Annotated in this window: 18 protein-coding genes; 15 read left to right on the top strand and 3 right to left on the bottom strand. The window is 70.9% G+C overall.

The window, feature by feature from the left end:
* Positions 1–8 precede the first annotated feature (8 nt).
* The 3 genes from ACZ5FU_RS05135 to ACZ5FU_RS05125 all read left to right on the top strand — a co-directional run bounded on the left by ACZ5FU_RS05135 (position 9) and on the right by ACZ5FU_RS05125 (position 4,400).
* The gene (locus tag ACZ5FU_RS05135) at positions 9–2,321 is read left to right on the top strand and encodes a bifunctional polysaccharide deacetylase/glycosyltransferase family 2 protein (RefSeq protein WP_469044440.1); all 2,313 of its coding nucleotides are present in this window, start codon (positions 9–11) and stop codon (positions 2,319–2,321) included.
* Between the two features lie 231 nt (positions 2,322–2,552).
* A complete protein-coding gene (locus ACZ5FU_RS05130) occupies positions 2,553–3,644 on the top strand; it encodes an acyltransferase family protein (protein WP_469044439.1) in 1,092 nt (363 codons plus the stop codon).
* A 30-nt stretch (positions 3,645–3,674) separates the two neighbouring features.
* A complete protein-coding gene (locus ACZ5FU_RS05125) occupies positions 3,675–4,400 on the top strand; it encodes a demethylmenaquinone methyltransferase (protein WP_469044437.1) in 726 nt (241 codons plus the stop codon).
* A 123-nt stretch (positions 4,401–4,523) separates the two neighbouring features.
* On the opposite strand, the gene ACZ5FU_RS05120 is transcribed toward ACZ5FU_RS05125, so the two are convergent.
* Complete coding sequence (locus ACZ5FU_RS05120; protein ID WP_451527087.1) at positions 4,524–4,865, bottom strand: PASTA domain-containing protein; 342 nt, start codon at positions 4,863–4,865, stop codon at positions 4,524–4,526.
* A gap of 118 nt (positions 4,866–4,983) precedes the next feature.
* Positions 4,984–5,490 (bottom strand): GNAT family N-acetyltransferase, encoded by a 507-nt coding sequence (locus tag ACZ5FU_RS05115; protein WP_469044435.1) that lies wholly within the window; start codon positions 5,488–5,490, stop codon positions 4,984–4,986.
* 98 nt (positions 5,491–5,588) lie between these two features.
* On the opposite strand from ACZ5FU_RS05115, the gene ACZ5FU_RS05110 reads away from it, so the two are divergent.
* A complete protein-coding gene (locus ACZ5FU_RS05110) occupies positions 5,589–6,875 on the top strand; it encodes a geranylgeranyl reductase family protein (protein ID WP_363088949.1) in 1,287 nt (428 codons plus the stop codon).
* A gap of 168 nt (positions 6,876–7,043) precedes the next feature.
* On the opposite strand, the gene ACZ5FU_RS05105 is transcribed toward ACZ5FU_RS05110, so the two are convergent.
* On the bottom strand, positions 7,044–7,865 hold the full coding sequence (locus tag ACZ5FU_RS05105; RefSeq protein ID WP_451527061.1) for a C40 family peptidase: 822 nt from the start codon (positions 7,863–7,865) through the stop codon (positions 7,044–7,046).
* A 710-nt stretch (positions 7,866–8,575) separates the two neighbouring features.
* Between ACZ5FU_RS05105 and ACZ5FU_RS05100 the strand changes: the two genes are divergently transcribed.
* Genes ACZ5FU_RS05100 through nuoK form a run of 11 tightly spaced genes read left to right on the top strand, consistent with a single transcriptional unit; the run spans position 8,576 to position 19,451 of the window.
* A complete protein-coding gene (locus ACZ5FU_RS05100; protein WP_007383963.1) occupies positions 8,576–8,935 on the top strand; it encodes an NADH-quinone oxidoreductase subunit A in 360 nt (119 codons plus the stop codon).
* A gap of 14 nt (positions 8,936–8,949) precedes the next feature.
* Positions 8,950–9,504 (top strand): NuoB/complex I 20 kDa subunit family protein, encoded by a 555-nt coding sequence (locus ACZ5FU_RS05095; protein WP_062640096.1) that lies wholly within the window; start codon positions 8,950–8,952, stop codon positions 9,502–9,504.
* On the top strand, positions 9,501–10,256 hold the full coding sequence (locus tag ACZ5FU_RS05090; RefSeq protein WP_468643162.1) for an NADH-quinone oxidoreductase subunit C: 756 nt from the start codon (positions 9,501–9,503) through the stop codon (positions 10,254–10,256). The genes ACZ5FU_RS05095 and ACZ5FU_RS05090 overlap by 4 nt, the downstream gene beginning before the upstream one ends.
* The gene (locus tag ACZ5FU_RS05085; RefSeq protein WP_451527059.1) at positions 10,253–11,575 is read left to right on the top strand and encodes an NADH-quinone oxidoreductase subunit D; all 1,323 of its coding nucleotides are present in this window, start codon (positions 10,253–10,255) and stop codon (positions 11,573–11,575) included. The genes ACZ5FU_RS05090 and ACZ5FU_RS05085 overlap by 4 nt, the downstream gene beginning before the upstream one ends.
* Positions 11,572–12,468, top strand: a complete 897-nt coding sequence (gene nuoE / locus ACZ5FU_RS05080; RefSeq protein WP_451777671.1) for an NADH-quinone oxidoreductase subunit NuoE — start codon at positions 11,572–11,574, stop codon at positions 12,466–12,468. Before ACZ5FU_RS05085 ends, nuoE begins: the two co-directional genes overlap by 4 nt.
* The gene (gene nuoF / locus ACZ5FU_RS05075) at positions 12,468–13,814 is read left to right on the top strand and encodes an NADH-quinone oxidoreductase subunit NuoF (protein WP_451527057.1); all 1,347 of its coding nucleotides are present in this window, start codon (positions 12,468–12,470) and stop codon (positions 13,812–13,814) included. The genes nuoE and nuoF overlap by 1 nt, the downstream gene beginning before the upstream one ends.
* Positions 13,811–16,315 (top strand): NADH-quinone oxidoreductase subunit G, encoded by a 2,505-nt coding sequence (locus ACZ5FU_RS05070; RefSeq protein WP_468833726.1) that lies wholly within the window; start codon positions 13,811–13,813, stop codon positions 16,313–16,315. Before nuoF ends, ACZ5FU_RS05070 begins: the two co-directional genes overlap by 4 nt.
* Positions 16,312–17,673 (top strand): NADH-quinone oxidoreductase subunit NuoH, encoded by a 1,362-nt coding sequence (gene nuoH / locus ACZ5FU_RS05065; RefSeq protein ID WP_451527055.1) that lies wholly within the window; start codon positions 16,312–16,314, stop codon positions 17,671–17,673. Before ACZ5FU_RS05070 ends, nuoH begins: the two co-directional genes overlap by 4 nt.
* On the top strand, positions 17,666–18,316 hold the full coding sequence (gene nuoI, locus ACZ5FU_RS05060; protein WP_451527054.1) for an NADH-quinone oxidoreductase subunit NuoI: 651 nt from the start codon (positions 17,666–17,668) through the stop codon (positions 18,314–18,316). Before nuoH ends, nuoI begins: the two co-directional genes overlap by 8 nt.
* Positions 18,313–19,155: an NADH-quinone oxidoreductase subunit J gene (locus tag ACZ5FU_RS05055; protein ID WP_468833722.1), complete on the top strand. Its 843-nt coding sequence runs from the start codon at positions 18,313–18,315 to the stop codon at positions 19,153–19,155. Before nuoI ends, ACZ5FU_RS05055 begins: the two co-directional genes overlap by 4 nt.
* A complete protein-coding gene (nuoK, locus tag ACZ5FU_RS05050) occupies positions 19,152–19,451 on the top strand; it encodes an NADH-quinone oxidoreductase subunit NuoK (protein WP_003974374.1) in 300 nt (99 codons plus the stop codon). The genes ACZ5FU_RS05055 and nuoK overlap by 4 nt, the downstream gene beginning before the upstream one ends.
* The last annotated feature ends 9 nt before the right edge of the window (positions 19,452–19,460 follow it).

Below are 19,460 nucleotides of genomic sequence, written 5' to 3'. Positions count from 1 at the left end.
CCACCCCCATGACGACGATTCCCTCCCGCGGCCGGCGCCGCGCCCCCTCCCGTATCGAGCGGGCGGCGGGCAAGGCCGCGGCCCTCCAGAAACCCCGCGTCATCCTGGCGGGGCTGCTGCTGCTCGCGCTCACCAGCGTGATGCTGCTCGACGGCTACCTGCGCGCCGAGGTCGGCGGCGACCAGCGGGTCCGCACCGGGGCCGGCGCGAGCAAGGTGCCCGACGACATCCTCGACGGCGGCCCGATCCTCACCTTCCGCGGCGGCCGGGCCACCACCGTCTCGGTCCCGGACAAGACGATCGCGCTCACCTTCGACGACGGCCCCGACCCCACCTGGACGCCCCAGGTCCTGGAGATCCTCGAGAAGTACGACGTCCCCGGGACCTTCTTCCTGGTCGGGTCGATGGTCTCGCGCTACCCGGGCATCGTGAAGGACATGGTCGAGCAGGGCGACGAGGTGGGCATCCACACCTTCACCCACATCGACCTCTCCTACCAGAGCGACGCCCGCGTCGACCGGGAGATGGAGCAGACCCAGCTGGCGCTCGCGGGCGCGGCGGGCATCACCACCACGCTGTTCCGCGCGCCGTACTCCTCCAAGACGGACGCCATCGACAACTACAGCTGGCCCGTCTACCAGCGGCTCGGCGAGGACGGCTACACCAGCGTCTTCGTCGACACCGACAGCGACGACTGGAAGAAGCCGGGCGTCTCCAAGATCATCGAGTGGGCCACGCCCGAGGACGGCGAGGGCGCGTCGGTCCTCTTCCACGACGCGGGTGGCGAGCGCTCCCAGACCATCGCCGCGCTGCCGGCGTACATCAAGAAGATGAAGGCGGCCGGCTACACCTTCACCACCATCAGCGGCGCGATGCAGGAGGAGGGCGCGGCGGCCCGCGAGGCCGCCGGGCAGCAGCAGGCGGCCGGTGCCTCCGCCGACGCCCCGGCCGGTGCCGAGGCGGCCGGCTCCGCCGGTGCCGGGGCAGGTGCGGCCGGGGGTGCGGCGGGCGGGCTGCAGGCCGCCCACCGCGAGGCCACCGGCGTGCTCCTGTACGAGGGCAAGGCGCTCGTCGCGGCGGTCGCCGTCGCCGAGTGGACGGTGCCGACGCTCTCCGTCGGACTGGCCGTGGTGGGCGTGGCCGTCATGGGCCGCTTCGGGATGATGCTGATCCTCGCCCGCCGTCACCACCGCAAGCGCAACAGACGCCGCTTCAGCTGGGGGCCGACCGTCACCCGGCCGGTCAGCGTGATCGTCCCGGCGTACAACGAGAAGGAGTGCATCGCCAACACCCTGGAGTCGCTGGCGCGCAGCACCCATCCGATCGAGGTCGTCGTCGTGGACGACGGATCGACGGACGGCACGTCCGAGATATCCCGCGAGGCGGCCGAGGCCCTGGGCATGACGAACGTCCGCGTCATCCGCCAGGAGAACGCGGGCAAGCCGGCCGCCCTCAACAACGGCGTCCAAAACGCCGGTTGCGACATCGTCGTGATGATGGACGGCGACACCGTCTTCGAGCCCGACACCGTGCGCCACCTGGTCCAGCCGTTCGCCGACCCGAAGGTCGGCGCGGTCGCCGGCAACGCCAAGGTCGGCAACCGCAACACGGTCATCGGCGCCTGGCAGCACATCGAGTACGTCATGGGCTTCAACCTCGACCGCCGCATGTACGACCTGCTGCGCTGCATGCCGACCATCCCCGGCGCGATCGGCGCCTTCCGCCGGGACGCCGTCCTGGAGGTCGGCGGCATGAGCGAGGACACCCTCGCCGAGGACACCGACATCACCATCGCCATGCACCGCGCCGGCTGGAACGTCGTCTACCAGGAGCACGCCCGCGCCTGGACCGAGGCCCCCGGCTCCCTCAAGCAGCTGTGGTCCCAGCGCTACCGCTGGTCCTACGGCACCATGCAGGCCCTGTGGAAGCACCGCGGGTCCCTCACGGACAGGGGGCCCTCGGGCCGCTTCGGCCGCGTCGGCATGCCGCTGGTCGTCCTCTTCCAGATCGTCACGCCGGTCTTCGCGCCGCTGATCGACGTGTTCACCGCCTACTCGATGATCTTCATCGACTTCCGGGCGGCCCTGCTGGCCTGGCTCGCGGTCCTGGGCGTGCAGCTCGTCTGCGCCGCGTACGCCTTCCGCCTCGACCGCGAGAAGTACCGCTACCTGCTGATGATGCCGCTCCAGCAGCTCGCCTACCGCCAGATGATGTACCTCGTCCTGATCCACTCCTGTGTCACCGCCCTCACCGGCGGCCGCCTGCGCTGGCAGAAGCTCAAGAGGACCGGCGAGGTCGGGACCCCGGCCGGGGTGAGCTGAGTGGGCGCGCACAGCAGGGGCGCGGCCCGCGGGCCGGCCCGCGGCACGGTTCGCGGCCCGGCCCGGCGGGCCGCCGTCACGGACGTCCCGTCCGACCCCGGTCCTGGTCCGGGCCCAGGCCCTGCCACCGCCCCCGCCTCCGGCCCCGGCTCCGCCTCCGGCCCCGGCCCCGGTCCTGGCCAGGGCTCAGGCCCCGGGCCCGGGTCCGCCACGGACACGGCTCCCCTGCCCGTGGTCGGGCCCCCGGCGGGGCGACCCCCGGCGGGACCCGCCGGGGCGGTGCCGCGGGCGCCCGGCCGGGACCGCTACTTCGACAGCCTCCGGGCCCTCGCCCTCGTCCGCGTCGTGGCGTACCACACCTTCGGCTGGGCCTGGGCGGGCCTGGTCTTCCCCTCCATGGGCGTCATGTTCGGCCTGGCCGGCACTCTGATGGCGAAGTCCCTGGAACGCCCGGCGCCCGCCGTGGTCCGCGGCCGCCTCCGCAGACTCCTGCCGCCCTTCTGGTTCTGGGGGATCTTCGTGGTCGTGGCGATGCTCGTCCACGGCTGGATGCCGGACTGGCGGATCGTCTACTGGATCGTGCCGCTGGGCGATCCGCCGGGCAACGCGTGGGGCGAGCAGGCCTGGGAGATCCTCTGGTACCTGCGCACCTACCTGTGGTTCGTGCTGCTCTCCCCGCTCCTGCTCCGGCTGTTCCGCCTCGCACCGGTCCCCGTCCTGGCCGCGTCCCTCGGCCCGGTCCTGGTCCTGAACTTCCTCTGGTCCGGCCCGGACGGCCGCGTCGGCACCGCCCTGTGGGACCTGTCGACGTACCTGTTCTGCTGGGTGCTCGGCTTCGCCCACCGCGACGGCGTGCTCCAGCGCGCGAAACCGGCCCCGGTGGTCGCCCTCTCCCTGGCGGCCATGGCGTACGGCGGCTGGTACGCCTTCGCGCACCGGGCCGAGTACGGCACCTACGACCTGGACGAGAACCCCCTCGCGCAGGCCTTCTGGTCGGCCGGCTTCGTGATGCTGCTGATGTGGGCGAAGGCGTACTTCCGGATCGACTTCGCCGGGCTCACCCGGCGCGGGCGCCTGAACCGGCTGGTCTCCGTCTTCAACGCGCGCGCGGTGACGATCTACCTCTGGCACGAGATCGCCCTGGTGCTGGCGGTCCCGCTGATCGACCGGTTCTGGGACGTGCCCGCCTTCGAGGCGTACCTGCCGCTGGAGAGCCAGTGGTTCCTGTTCACCGTCGGCTGGCTGCTGATCGTGGTGTTCGTGCTGCTGTGCGGCTGGGTCGAGGACGTGGCCGCCCGGAAGAAGCCGAGGCTGCTGCCGTGAGGGCCAAACCCCTGCTGCCACAATGGGCGGGTGACCCGTGCTTCCCTGAACAAGCAGCCCCACGAAGTCGCCTCGATGTTCGACCGCGTGGCGGAACGGTACGACCTCACCAACGACGTCCTCTCGCTCGGTCAGGACCGCAGATGGCGCAAGGAGGTCGCGCGCGCCGTCGACGCCCGCCCCGCGCAGAAGGTCCTCGACCTGGCGGCGGGCACGGCCACCTCCTCGCTGCCCTTCGCCAGGGCCGGCGCCTACGTCGTCCCCTGCGACTTCTCCCTCGGCATGCTCCAGGTGGGCAAGCAGAGGCACCCCTGGCTGCCGCTCACCGCGGGCGACGCGACGAGGCTGCCGTTCAAGGACGACACCTTCGACGCCGTCACCATCTCCTTCGGGCTGCGCAACGTGCAGGACTTCGACGGGGCCCTGCGGGAGATGCACCGGGTGACGCGGCCCGGCGGACGGGTCGTGATCTGCGAGTTCTCGCACCCGACCTGGGCGCCCTTCCGCCAGGTCTACACCGAGTACCTGATGCGCGCCCTGCCCCCGGTCGCCCGCGCGGTCTCCTCCAATCCCGACGCGTACGTCTACCTCGCCGAGTCCATCCGCGCCTGGCCCGACCAGCCCGCCCTCGCCGGGCACCTGCGCGAGGCCGGCTGGTCGAAGGTCGCCTGGCGCAACCTCACCGGCGGCGTGGTCACCCTGCACCGGGGCTTCAAGCAGGACCGACCGGCCGAGAACCGACCGGCCGAGGGCTGACCGGCCCAGGACGGGCGGGCCGACCACGGGCAGGCGGGCGACGGACAGGCCGGCGGCCGGCCTGCCGGCGACGGACCGGATCGGACCGCGGGCGGGGCCGGCCGGCGGGAGCCGGGCCGGTCCTCAGCCACCGACCGGTTCGAAGGGATCCCGCGACGGGGCCAGTTCCCGCCGTATGCCGCCGCCGCCCGGCGCCGGAAGCAGGGGCTCGCGGACGCCCGCACCGCCGCCGCCCTCCCCCTCCGCGAAGTCGAACCACACGGTGACGACCGCTCCGCGCGGCACCTCGGCACCGGGCGGCGGGTACTGCCGCACGACGTAGTCGACGACGGCCCGGTGGAAGTCGGGCCGGTCGGGCGCGGCCAGCAGCACTCCTCGAGCGGTGGCCGTCTCGCGCGCGTCCACGGCCATCAGGCCGACGAGCCTCGGTACGCGCACCTCGGGTGTTTTGGGCCGGATGAACACAGATGTCACCCCCTGCGACACCTGAAGGGTAACCGCGCGAGAGGCCATCCGGAAGCGTCCGGTCTCTTTCCGTGACAATCGGCTACTTGTCGTGACGGAAATGGAGTTGGAGAATCCGCTACAGCGCGAGCCGGTAGCAGTGCGCCTCCCGCTGTGACCCGGGGGTGGTGAACACGTCGGCGAGCCGCATGCCGAGCCGCCGGGTGACCGCGACGGACCGGGCGTTGTCGGCGAGGACCATGGCGACCACGTCCGGCACCCCCGCGTCCCGCACCCGTTCCAGCGTCATCCGCGCCGCGGCCGTGGCGTACCCCTGGCCCCAGTACTCCCGGCCGAGCCGCCAGCCGATCTCGATCTCACCGGTCGGGCCCCACTCCCGTTCCCAGGGCTGGGCGCCGGTGAAGCCGACGACCCGCCCCGAACCGTCGAGCACCGTCCACAGGCAGAACCCGCGCTCGGCGTCGTGCCGGCGCTGGCGGGCGGTGAGTTCCTCGTAGACGGAGAGCCCCGCGGAACGGCCGCCGTGGAACTCCATGACCTCCGGGTGGTCGAAGACCCGGTGCCACGCCACCGCGTCCTCGTCCGTGGGGACGCGCAGCCGTACTACGGGCGGAACTCGGTTCACGGGGGCAGCCCTTCAGCAGGTCGATCGACTCTCCTGAATAGACTGCCCGTGTCCAGTGCCGGTCGGCACGCGATTGCGAACCTTGGGGAGAACCCGCCGTGACCGAGCCCCTCTCCGAAAACACCGCCGATGTGATCGTGGTCGGCGCGGGGCCCGCCGGCTCCACGACCGCGTACCACCTCGCCAAGGCCGGCCTCGACGTGCTCCTGCTGGAGAAGACCGAGTTCCCGCGCGAGAAGGTATGCGGCGACGGCCTCACCCCGCGCGCCGTCAAGCAGCTCGTCGCCATGGGGATCGACGTCTCCGAGGAGGCCGGCTGGCTGCGCAACAAGGGACTGCGCATCATCGGCGGCGGCGTCCGCCTCCAGCTGGACTGGCCGGATCTCGCCTCCTTCCCCGACTACGGCCTCGTCCGCAAGCGCGACGACTTCGACGAGCAGCTCGCCCGCCAGGCCCAGAAGGCGGGCGCCCGGCTCTACGAACGCTGCAACGTCGGCGCCCCCGTCGTCGACGACCGCACCGGCCGGATCACCGGCGTGCACGCCAAGCTCGGCGAGGAGAAGCGCGAGGTCACCTTCCGCGCCCCGCTCGTCGTCGCCGCCGACGGCAACTCCACCCGCCTCTCCCTGGCGATGGGCCTGCACCGCCGCGAGGACCGCCCCATGGGCGTCGCGGTGCGCACCTACTTCACCAGCCCCCGCCACGAGGACGACTACCTCGAGTCCTGGCTCGAGCTCTGGGACCGGCGCGGGCCGGGCGAGGACCGCCTGCTGCCGGGCTACGGCTGGATCTTCGGCATGGGCGACGGCACCTCCAACGTGGGCCTGGGCGTCCTCAACACCTCCGACTCCTTCAAGGAGCTGGACTGGCGCGAGGTCCTCAAGGCCTGGTGCGCCTCCATGCCCGAGGACTGGGGCTACACGCCGGAGAACATGACCGGCCCCATCCGCGGGGCCGCGCTGCCGATGGCCTTCAACCGCCAGCCGCACTACACGCGCGGACTGCTGCTCGTCGGCGACGCCGGCGGCCTGGTGAACCCCTTCAACGGCGAGGGCATCGCCTACGCCATGGAGTCCGGCCAGCTCGCGGCCGACGTCATCGTCCAGGCCCACGCCCGCTCCACCCCCGCGGGACGCGAACTCGCCCTCCAGCGTTACCCCCGCGTCCTCAAGGACACCTACGGCGGCTACTACACGCTGGGCCGCGCCTTCGTGAAGCTCATCGGCAACCCCAAGGTCATGAAGATCGCGACCCAGCGCGGCCTGACGCACCCGCTGCTGATGAAGTTCACGCTCAAGATGCTCGCCAACCTCACCGACCCCACCGGCGGCGACGCGATGGACCGCATCATCAACGGCCTGAGCAAGGTGGCGCCCAAGGCCTGACCCGGCCGCGCGCGGCGGTGCGGCCGGGGCCGGGTGTCGGTTCCGGCCGCACCGCCCCGCGCTCCCGTCCCGGGGCTCCCGGCCCCGTTCGCCCGGAAAGCCCGAAGGGCCGCGGCCCCCGAGCGGCTGCGGCCCTTCGGTGGGTCCGCGCGTGCGGACCCGTGCGTCTCAGAGGACCCGCACCGCACCCGACGCCGGGTAGCCGGAGAGGTCCTGGATCACCACACCCTTGGAGGGGTTGGCCGCGTCGAGGTACTGGCCGCCCCCGATGTAGACGCCCACGTGGTACGCGGACCCCTTCCCGCCCCAGTACAGGATGTCGCCCACCTGGAGGTCGGACAGCGACACGTCCGTGCCGGCCATCGACTGGTCCTGCGAGACCCGCGGGAGGTCCACGCCGACCTGGCGGAACGCGGCCTGCACCAGGCTCGAACAGTCCCAGGCGTTGGGGCCCGTGGCACCCATGACGTACGCGTCGCCCACCTGGGCCCTGAGGAAGGAGACGACCGTCGCGACGCTGCCGCTCGCCGGAGCGGAGGCGGTCGTCGCGGTGGCGAGGGTGGTCCGCTCCGAGGAACGGGACACGGCGGCCTCGGCGGCCGCCTTGCGGGCCTCCTCGGCCGCCTTCTTCTTCGCCTCGGCCTTCTTGGCGGCGGCGAGGTCCTTCTTCGCCTCCGCGGCCGCCGCGGCGGCGGCCGCATCGCGCTCCGCCTCGAGGTGGTAGTTCGCGGCGGCCTGCTGCGTGGCGTTCGCGGACTGCGCGACCTGCGCGGCCACGTCGCCCGTCAGCACGGGCAGTTCGAGCGTCTGTGTCACCGGCTCGGCGGCATTGGCCGATCCGGCCGCGGTGGCCACGGCCAGCGAGCCGAGTACACCACTGGCGACTCCGGCCCGCATCGCGATCGTCGACGCGCTGCGGCGGGGCTTCCGGTGGCTGCGTATGTGAGCGGTGTGGGACATGGGTACAAGCGGTATCAGGGGCTCCTCCATACCTTCAAGAAACGTGTGCTGCGCCACATTTGTTCAACGGGGACCCCGAACACCTGGCGCGGCGCCCTTTATTGACGCCGTAACGGACATTGCGGACGCAGGTGGTCAAGCCTGTGATCATGGCCTTTCGTCGTTACGTCCGGATTGCGCCGCGCCTACCACTGGGGGAGATCGTTGGCCAAGCCCGGTTCCTGACCATGCCTCACGAGTGTGGCGGAGGTCACGGAACGATTAACGGAAGGCCCGCGTCCGACGCGAGCGGCGTGACTCGTTCCGCTCGTGAACGCATGCACGCGTCCACATCGACCCCTCGACTCCCCCTGATGTGTGAACGGGTCCACTACCAAGGCGACCCGTCCAGCACCAATTTGCATGCAGCGGAACCCTCTTGATATAGAGACGACCCTCGTGACCTGCGGCGACGAGCGTAAATGTCACTTCTTGTGATCACTCTGACGCTTCGCGTACGAAGATCACCGCTGATATGACTTCATGATCCTTCGTCAGGTGGTGGAGATCACAAAGCTTGTGCAATACCCCGTGTCGCAGATCACAGAGCCGCAGGCATAAGATGCGAGGCAGTTGGGCTTGTGACCTGCTTCACATGTTCGCGATCTTCGTCGGTGACGGTGGAGTTCGCGAAGCCGGTGGGACGGACGCGAGCCTCGACATCGCCAGCAGTCAGTGCCGACTGAGAGGAGCGAGGAGCGGTGAACGCGTATGCGCCCATCCTCGTACTGGGAGCCCTCGGGGCAGGCTTTGCGATCTTCTCCGTGGTCATGGCCACGCTGATCGGGCCGAAGCGGTACAACCGCGCCAAGCTCGAGGCCTACGAGTGCGGTATCGAGCCGACCCCCACGCCGGCCGGCGGCGGGCGCTTCCCCATCAAGTACTACCTGACGGCGATGCTCTTCATCGTCTTCGACATCGAGATCGTCTTCCTCTACCCCTGGGCCGTCACCTTCGACGCCCTGGGGGTCTTCGGGCTCGTGGAGATGCTGCTCTTCGTGCTCACCGTCTTCGTCGCCTACGCCTACGTGTGGCGGCGCGGCGGCCTGGAATGGGACTGAGGGGCCTTTAAGCCATGGGACTCGAAGAAAAACTGCCGAGCGGTTTCCTGCTGACCACCGTCGAACAGGCCGCGGGCTGGGTGCGCAAGGCGTCCGTCTTCCCCGCCACGTTCGGCCTCGCCTGCTGCGCCATCGAGATGATGACCACCGGCGCCGGCCGCTACGACCTGGCGCGCTTCGGCATGGAGGTCTTCCGCGGTTCGCCCCGTCAGGCGGACCTGATGATCGTGGCCGGCCGGGTCAGCCAGAAGATGGCGCCGGTGCTGCGGCAGGTCTACGACCAGATGCCGAACCCGAAGTGGGTGATCTCCATGGGGGTGTGCGCGTCCTCGGGCGGCATGTTCAACAACTACGCCATCGTCCAGGGGGTCGACCACATCGTCCCCGTCGACATCTACCTCCCCGGCTGCCCGCCGCGCCCCGAGATGCTGATGGACGCGATCCTCAAGCTCCACCACAAGATCCAGAACACCAAGCTGGGCGTGAACGCCGAGGAAGCGGCCCGCGAGGCGGAGGAAGCGGCGCTCAAGGCCCTGCCCATGATCGAGATGAAGGGGCTGCTGCGGTGAGCGACGCCAACGGCACCGGCGCGGGGGGCGGGGGGACGAACCCCGAGAAGGACCTCGCCGCCTCCAACCTCCCCGGACAGCGCGGCCAGGGCGGCGAGGAGATCCGCGTCCAGCGCGGCATGTTCGGCGCGAACAACGGCGGCGACACCTCCGGCTACGGCGGCCTGGTCCGCTCGGTGCGCCTGCCCGGCGCGACCGCCCGCCCCTACGGCGGCTGGTTCGACGAGGTCGCCGACGAACTCGAGGGCGCGCTGGAGGAGCAGGGCCTCCTGCCCGGGAACGCGATCGAGAAGACGGTCGTCGACCGCGGCGAACTCACCTTCCACGTCGAACGCGAACACCTCGTCCGGGTCGCCCGCACCCTGCGCGACGACCCGGCCCTGCGCTTCGAGCTCTGCACCGGGGTGAGCGGCGTCCACTACCCGCACGACAAGGGCCGCGAACTGCACGCCGTCTACCACCTGCGCTCGATCACCCACAACAGGCTGATCCGGCTCGAGGTCAGCGCCCCGGACTCCGACCGGCACGTCCCGTCCCTGGTCTCCGTCTACCCGACCAACGACTGGCACGAGCGCGAGGCCTACGACTTCTTCGGGATCGTCTTCGACGGCCACCCGGCCCTGACGCGGATCATGATGCCGGACGACTGGCAGGGCCACCCGCAGCGCAAGGACTACCCCCTCGGCGGCATCCCCGTCGAGTACAAGGGCGCCCAGATCCCGGCTCCGGACCAGCGGAGGTCGTACTCGTGAGCACGTCACACGCTTCTCCCCGCGAGACCACCGAGGGAACCGTCTACACGGTCACCGGTGGCGACTGGGACGAGGTCGTCCGGTCCGCGGCCCGCGCCGACGACGAACGCATCGTCGTCAACATGGGGCCCCAGCACCCCTCCACCCACGGTGTGCTCCGCCTGATCCTGGAGATCGACGGCGAGACGGTCACCGAGGCCCGCTGCGGCATCGGCTACCTGCACACCGGCATCGAGAAGAACCTCGAGTTCCGTACGTGGACACAGGGCACCACCTTCGTGACGCGCATGGACTACCTGACGTCCTTCTTCAACGAGACCGCCTACTGCCTCGCCGTCGAGAAACTCCTCGGCGTCGAGGACCAGGTCACCGAACGGGCCAAGATCATCCGAGTGCTCCTGATGGAGCTGAACCGGATGTCCTCCCACCTGGTGTGCATCGCCACCGGCGGCATGGAGCTGGGCGCCACCACGATCATGATCTACGGGTTCCGCGATCGTGAACTGATCCTCGACATCTACGAACTCATCACCGGCCTGCGGATGAACCACGCCTACATCCGCCCCGGCGGACTCGCCCAGGACCTCCCGCCCGGCGCGGTGGACCAGATCCGCGCGTTCGTGAAGAAGATGAAGAAGAACCTCCCGGAGTACGACAAGCTCGCCACCGGGAACCCCATCTTCAAGGCCCGCATGCAGGACATCGGCTATCTCGACCTGGCCGGCTGCACGGCCCTCGGCGCCACCGGCCCGATCCTGCGCGCCACCGGCCTGCCCCACGACCTGCGCAAGTCGCAGCCCTACTGCGACTACGAGACGTACGACTTCGACGTCCCGACCGCCGACTCCTGCGACGCCTACGGCCGCTTCCTGATCCGCCTGGAGGAGATGCGCCAGTCGCTCAGGATCGTCGAGCAGTGCCTGGACCGGCTCCAGCCCGGCCCGGTCATGGTCCCCGACAAGAAGATCGCCTGGCCCGCCCAGCTCGCCCTGGGCCCGGACGGTCTCGGCAACTCCCTCGACCACATCAAGAAGATCATGGGCACCTCCATGGAGGCCCTGATCCACCACTTCAAGCTGGTCACCGAGGGCTTCAGGGTCCCGCCGGGACAGGCGTACGCGGCCGTCGAGTCACCCAAGGGCGAACTCGGGGTGCACGCCGTGTCCGACGGCGGCACCCGTCCCTACCGGGTCCACTTCCGCGACCCGTCCTTCACCAATCTCCAGGCCATGGCGGCGATGTGCGAGGGCGGCCAGGTCGCCGACGTGATCGTCGCCGTGGCGTCCATCGACCCCGTGATGGGAGGCGTCGACCGGTGACCACCTCTTCTTCGGAGCGCGGCGTCAGCCTGGGCATGCCCGAGCTGCCCGCGCCGGCCTACCCGGACGACGTCCGGGCCCGGCTGGAGACCGACGCGCGCGAGATCATCGCCCGCTACCCCGACTCGCGCTCCGCGCTCCTGCCGCTGCTGCACCTCGTGCAGGCGGAGGAAGGACACGTCACGCGCACCGGGATGCGGTTCTGCGCGGACGTACTGGGGCTGACCACCGCCGAGGTCACCGCGGTCGCGACCTTCTACACCATGTACCGGCGCCGGCCGAGCGGCGACTACCAGGTGGGCGTGTGCACCAACACGCTCTGCGCGGTGATGGGCGGGGACGCCATCTTCGAGGCGCTCCAGGACCACCTCGGCGTCGGCAACGGCGAGACCACCGACGACGGCAAGGTCACCCTGGAGCACATCGAGTGCAACGCGGCCTGCGACTACGCGCCGGTCGTGATGGTCAACTGGGAGTTCTTCGACAACCAGACCGTGCAGAGCGCGAAGCGGCTGGTGGACGACCTGCGCGGCGGCCGTACCGTCTCGCCCACGCGCGGGGCGCCGCTGTGCACCTTCAAGGAGACCGCCCGGATCCTGGCGGGATTCCCCGACGAGCGCGAGGGCGCCGTCGAGGCGAGCGGCAGCGCGGGACCGGCGTCGCTGGTGGGCCTGCGCCTGGCGAAGGGCGAGACCGCACCCGCGCGCGTGGTGCATCCGCGCGACGGCGGACCGCACGACGGGACGCACGACGGACCGCACGACGGGACGCAGGACCGGGCCGTGCACGACCCGTCGCCGACGCGGCACCTCAGCTCGCACGACGCGCCGCAGGACACGTCGGCCTCCGACCCCGCCCACCCCGCAGGGCCCACCGCCGAGGAGGGGGAGTGATGACCTTGGCACCCGAGCTGAAGGACACCGGCCCCGAGAAGCTGCTGGCACCCGTGCTGTCGGCCTTCTGGGACGAGGACAGATCCTGGAGCCTGGACGTCTACCGACGGCACGAGGGATACGAGGGCCTGCGCAAGGCGCTCGCCATGCCGCCGGACGACCTGATCGCGTACGTCAAGGACTCCGGTCTGCGGGGCCGGGGCGGCGCGGGGTTCCCGACGGGGATGAAATGGCAGTTCATCCCCCAGGGGGACGGAAAGCCGCACTACCTGGTGGTGAACGCCGACGAATCGGAGCCCGGGACCTGCAAGGACATCCCGCTCCTCTTCGCCAACCCGCACAGCCTCATCGAAGGCATCGTGATCGCGTGCCACGCCATCCGCTCGTCCCACGCCTTCATCTATCTGCGCGGTGAGGTCGTCCCCGTCCTGCGGCGGCTGCACGAGGCCGTGCGCGAGGCCTACGCGGCGGGCTACCTCGGCGAGAACATCCTGGGCAGCGGACTCGACCTCGAACTCACCGTGCACGCCGGCGCCGGCGCGTACATCTGCGGCGAGGAGACCGCGCTGCTGGACTCGCTCGAAGGCCGCCGCGGCCAGCCGAGGCTGCGTCCCCCCTTCCCCGCGGTCGCGGGCCTCTACGCGTGCCCCACCGTGGTGAACAACGTCGAGTCGATCGCCTCGGTTCCCGCCATCCTGCAGAACGGCAAGGAATGGTTCCGGTCGATGGGCAGCGAGAAGTCCCCGGGCTTCACGCTCTACTCGCTCAGCGGCCACGTCGCCGCCCCCGGCCAGTACGAGGCCCCGCTCGGCATCACCCTCCGCCAGCTCCTGGAGATGAGCGGCGGGATGCGTCCCGGACACCGGCTGAAGTTCTGGACCCCGGGCGGCTCCTCGACGCCGATGTTCACCGACGAGCACCTCGACGTCCCGCTCGACTACGAGGGAGTGGGCGCCGCGGGTTCCATGCTCGGCACGAAGGCGCTCCAGTGCTTCGACGAGACGACCTGCGTGGTGCGGGCCGTGACGCGCTGGACGGAGTTCTACGCCCACGAGTCCTGCGGCAAGTGCACCCCGTGCCGTGAGGGCACCTACTGGCTGGTGCAGCTGCTGCGGGACATCGAGGCCGGCAAGGGCTCCATGTCCGACCTCGACAAGCTCAACGACATCGCCGACAACATCAACGGCAAGTCCTTCTGCGCCCTCGGCGACGGTGCCGCCTCGCCGATCTTCTCCTCGCTCAAGCACTTCCGCGAGGAGTACGAGCAGCACATCACGGGCCGCGGCTGCCCCTTCGACCCGGCCAAGTCGACGGCCTGGGCCGACCGCACGGAGGTGAACGCATGACGGTGACCACCAGCGCTCCCTCCGGGGGCGGGCAGGCCGCCCTCCCGCCGGAGGATCTGGTGACGCTGACCATCGACGGAGCGGAGATCAGCGTGCCCAAGGGCACCCTGGTCATCCGGGCCGCCGAACAGCTCGGCATCGAGATCCCGCGCTTCTGCGACCACCCGCTCCTCGACCCGGCCGGCGCCTGCCGCCAGTGCATCGTCGAGGTCGAGGGCCAGCGCAAACCGATGGCGTCCTGCACGATCACGTGCACGGACGGGATGGTGGTCAGGACCCAGCTCACCTCCCCGGTGGCCGAGAAGGCGCAGCACGGTGTGATGGAGCTGCTCCTCATCAACCACCCGCTGGACTGCCCGGTCTGCGACAAGGGCGGCGAGTGCCCCCTGCAGAACCAGGCCATGTCGCACGGCAACGCCGAGTCCCGGTTCGAGGGCCGCAAGCGGACCTACGAGAAGCCCGTCCCGATCTCCACGCAGGTGCTGCTCGACCGGGAGCGCTGCGTGCTGTGCGCCCGCTGCACCCGGTTCTCCAACCAGGTCGCGGGCGACCCGATGATCGAGCTGATCGAGCGGGGCGCGCTCCAGCAGGTCGGCACCGGAGAGGGCGACTCCTTCGAGTCGTACTTCTCCGGCAACACCATCCAGATCTGTCCGGTGGGCGCGCTCACCTCGGCGGCCTACCGGTTCCGTTCGCGGCCCTTCGACCTGATCTCCGCGCCGTCCGTCTGCGAGCACTGCTCGGGCGGCTGCGCGACGCGCACCGACCACCGGCGCGGCAAGGTCATGCGGCGGCTCGCCGCCGAGGACCCCGAGGTCAACGAGGAGTGGATCTGCGACAAGGGGCGGTTCGGGTTCCGGTACGCCCAGCAGCGCGACCGGCTCGAGACCCCGCTCGTGCGCGACGCCGAGGGCGACCTCGTGCCGGCCTCCTGGCCGGAGGCGCTGCAGATCGCCGCCCAGGGACTGCTCGCCTCGCGCGGCAGGACCGGCGTCCTGACCGGCGGCCGCCTCACCGTCGAGGACGCCTACGCGTACAGCAAGTTCGCGCGCGTGGCGCTCGACACCAACGACATCGACTTCCGCGCGCGCGTGCACAGCGGCGAGGAGGCCGACTTCCTGGCGTCCAGGGTGGCGGGCCGCGGCCGTGACCTCGACGGCGGCGGCATCACGTACACGACGCTGGAGAAGGCGCCCACCGTCCTGCTCGTCGGGTTCGAGTCCGAGGAGGAGGCGCCCGGCGTCTTCCTGCGGCTGCGCAAGGCCTGGCGCAAGCACGGGCAGAAGGTGTTCTCGCTGGCCACCCACGCCACCCGCGGCCTGGAGAAGGCCGGCGGCACGCTGCTGCCGGCCGCTCCGGGCACCGAGACCGAGTGGCTGGACGCGCTGGCCGGCGGTGTCGGCCTGGAGGACGAGCCGGGGAGCCGGGCCGCCGAGGCGCTGCGCGCCGGCGGCGCGGTGATCGTCGTCGGCGAACGGCTCGCCGCCGTCGCGGGCGGTCTGACCGCCGCCGTACGGGCGGCCACCGCGACCGGGGCGGAACTGGTGTGGATCCCGCGCCGGGCGGGGGAGCGGGGCGCCGTCGAGGCGGGCGCGCTGCCGTCGCTGCTGCCGGGCGGACGCCCGGCCACCGACCCGCGCGCGCGGGAGGAGGTCGCGGCCGCCTGGGGCGTCGCCGAACTCCCCTCCCGCCACGGCCGGGACACCGGACAGATCGTCGAGGCCGCCGCGAGCGGCGAGCTGCAGGCACTGCTCGTCGCCGGGGTTGAGGTCGCCGACCTGCCCGACCCCGCGCGCGCCCGCGTGGCGCTCGCCGAGGCCGGCTTCGTGGTGTCGCTGGAGCTGCGCCCCGGCGAGGTCACCGACCGCGCCGACGTCGTCCTGCCCGTCGCCGCGGTCGCCGAGAAGGCGGGGACCTTCCTCAACTGGGAGGGCCGGGTGCGGTTCTTCGAGGCCGCGCTCAAGCCCGACCAGATGACGCGCCGCGCGGCACCGACCGACGCGCGCGTGCTGCAGATGATCGCCGACGCCATGGACGTCCACCTGGGCCTGCCGGACCTGCGCACCACGCGCGCGGAGCTGGACCGGCTCGGCGCCTGGGACGGGCCGCGGGCCGCGACGCCGCTGGAGACCGCCGGTGTCCTGCCGCGGCCCGCCGCCGGCGAGGCCGTGCTCGCCGGGCACCGCCTCCTGCTCGACCAGGGGCTCCTCCAGCAGGGCGACGAGGCGCTCGCCGGCACCCGGCACGCCGCCCACGCGCGCGTGTCCGCCGCCACGGCCGCCGAGGCCGGCGTCGAGGACGGCGACACGCTCGCCGTGACCGGCACCGCGGGGACGGTGGAACTGCCCCTGCGGATCACCGAGATGCCCGACCGGGTGGTGTGGCTCCCGCTGAACTCCACGGGCGGGGGCGTCGCCTCCGACACCGGGGCCCGGCCCGGTTCCCTCGTCCGCATCGGCCCGGCGACGCCCGCCGAGGCCCCCAAGGAGGTGGAGGCATGAGCCCGTACCTCGCCGCTGAAGACCTCTCGATGTTCGGCCGCGACCCCTGGTGGCTGGTCGTGATCAAGGCGGTGTTCTGCTTCGCCTTCCTGATGCTGACCGTGCTGTTCTCCATCGTGTGGGAACGCAAGGTCGTCGCCTGGATGCAGCTGCGCATCGGCCCCAACCGGCACGGCCCCTGGGGCATGCTCCAGTCGCTCGCCGACGGCATCAAGCTGATGCTCAAGGAAGACCTCGTCGTCAAACGCGCCGACAAGGTGGTGTACGTCCTCGCACCGGTGGTCGCCGCCATCCCGGCCTTCATGGCGATCGCGGTGATCCCCTTCGGCCCGGCCGGCAACGAGATCTCGATCTTCGGGCAGCGCACCACGATGCAGCTCACCGACCTGCCGATCGCGATGCTCTACATCCTCGCGGTCGCCTCGATCGGCATCTACGGCATCGTCCTCGCGGGGTGGAGCTCCGGATCCACCTATCCGCTCCTGGGCGGCCTGCGCTCCTGCGCGCAGATGATCTCGTACGAGATCGCGATGGGCGCCGCGTTCGCCTCGGTGTTCCTCTACTCCGGGTCGATGTCGACGTCGACCATCGTCGAGCAGCAGCAGGACCGCTGGTACATCCTCCTGCTGCCGGTCTCCTTCATCCTCTACATCGTCACGATGGTCGGCGAGACGAACCGCGCCCCCTTCGACATGCCGGAGTCCGAGGGCGACCTGGTCGGCGGCTTCAACACCGAGTACTCGTCGATCAAGTTCGCGATGTTCATGCTCGCCGAGTACGTGAACATGGTGACGGTCTCGGCCGTGGCGACCACGCTCTTCCTCGGAGGCTGGCGGGCCCCCTGGCCGGTCAGCACCTTCTGGGAGGGCGCGAACCACGGCTGGTGGCCGATGCTCTGGTTCGTCGTCAAGGTGCAACTGCTGCTGTTCTTCTTCATCTGGCTGCGCGGCACGCTGCCCCGGGTCCGCTACGACCAGCTCATGAAGCTCGGCTGGAAGGTCCTCATCCCGGTCTCGGTGGTCTGGCTGATGCTCGTGGCGACCGTGCGGACGCTGCGCAACGAGAACTACGACTTCGCCGACATCGCCCTCTACGTCGGCGGCGGCGTCCTGGTCCTGCTGCTGCTCTCCTTCATCGCGGACATGTTCCGCGGCAGGGACAAGGAGGAGCCGGCCCCGGCCGAGCCCGCCGCCTTCGACCCGATGGCGGGCGGGTTCCCCGTACCGCCGCTGCCGGGGCAGGAGCTGCCGCCGGTGCCCCGGCGTCGTCCGCGCCGGGAGCGGGAGCTGATCGTCAGTGGCGGAGCCGACACCCACGGTGACGGATCGCTGGAGGAAAAGGAGGCGTCCGATGGCTGAGGAGCCCAAGGAGGCCGGGCGGTCCAAGCCCGGCTTCCAGAACCCGGTGGCCGGTTTCGGCGTGACCTTCAAGGCCATGTTCAAGAAGCGGCTCACCGAGCAGTACCCCGAGCAGGAGAAGACCACCGCTCCCCGGTTCCACGGACGGCACCAGCTCAACCGCCATCCGGACGGTCTGGAGAAGTGCGTCGGCTGCGAGCTGTGCGCCTGGGCCTGTCCCGCCGACGCCATCTACGTCGAGGGCGCCGACAACACCGAGGAGGAGCGCTACTCCCCGGGCGAGCGGTACGGGCGCGTCTACCAGATCAACTACGCCCGCTGCATCCTGTGCGGCCTGTGCATCGAGGCGTGCCCCACCCGCGCGCTGACGATGACCAACGAGTTCGAACTGGCCGACAGCAGCCGCGCCAACCTGATCTACACCAAGGAGCAGCTGCTGGCCGGCCTGGACGAGGGCATGGTCGACAGTCCGCACGCCATCTACCCCGGCATGGACGAACAGGACTACTACCGGGGCCTGGTGACGGAGGCCGCACCCGGCACCGAACGGCAGGCCGCGCTCTCCCGGGGCGAGGCCCCGCAGGAGGCCGCCGCCACGTCCGGCGAGGACGAGCCCGCCTCCGGGGAGGTGATCGGCCGATGAGCGCTCAGCTCGCCGCCTACTCCACCTCCACCGGCGAGGCGGTCCAGTTCTGGGTGCTGGGCACCGTCGCGGTGATCGGCGCCCTGTGCACCGTCTTCATGAGGAGAGCCGTGCACAGCGCGCTCTGCCTCGCCGGCACCATGATCGTCCTGGCGGTGTTCTACCTGGCCAACGGCGCCTACTTCCTGGGCGTCGTGCAGATCGTCGTCTACACCGGCGCGATCATGATGCTGTTCCTGTTCGTGGTGATGCTCGTCGGCGTCACCGCCGCGGACTCCCTGAAGGAGACCATCAGGGGCCAGCGCTGGCTGGCCCTCGTCTGCGGCCTCGGCTTCGGCACCCTGCTGGTCGCGGGCATCGGCAACGCCTCCCTGACGGAGTTCGGCGGCCTCACGGAGGCCAACGCGGGCGGCAACGTGGAGGGCCTGGCGGCCCTCATCTTCACCAAGTACGTCTTCGCCTTCGAGATCACCGGCGCCCTGCTGATCACGGCCGCCGTCGGCGCCATGGTGCTCACCCACCGCGAGCGCACCGAGCGGGCGAGGACCCAGCGCGAACTGTCCGAACAGCGCGTCCGCGAGGGCGTCCACCTGCCGCCGCTGCCGGCGCCCGGCGTGTACGCGCGGCACAACGCCGTGGACGTCGCCGGTCTGCTGCCCGACGGCACCCCCTCGGACCTCACCGTCAGCAGGACGCTGCGGGAGCGCGGCCAGGTCCGGGACGTGTCCGCCGAGGCGCTCGGCGACCTGAAGGCGATCGAGCAGCGCGCCGCGGAGCGCCTGGAACGCACCCCGGTCGAGCCGCCCACCTTCAAGCGGGCCGAGGAGGCGTCGAAGTGAACCCCGTCAACTACCTCTACCTCGCCGCCCTGTTGTTCACGATCGGCGCGACGGGCGTCCTGATCAGGCGCAACGCGATCGTCGTGTTCATGTGCATCGAGCTGATGCTCAACGCCTGCAACCTCGCGTTCGTCGCCTTCTCCCGCATGCACGGCAACCTCGACGGTCAGATCATCGCCTTCTTCACGATGGTCGTCGCCGCGGCGGAGGTCGTGGTGGGACTCGCGATCATCGTGTCGCTGTTCCGTTCCCGCCATTCGGCCTCGGTCGACGACGCCAGCCTGATGAAGCTGTAAGGGGTCGGA

It is taken from the genome of Streptomyces sp. NPDC031554 (assembly GCF_055580685.1).
This window is presented reverse-complemented; position numbering and strand designations above follow the sequence as displayed.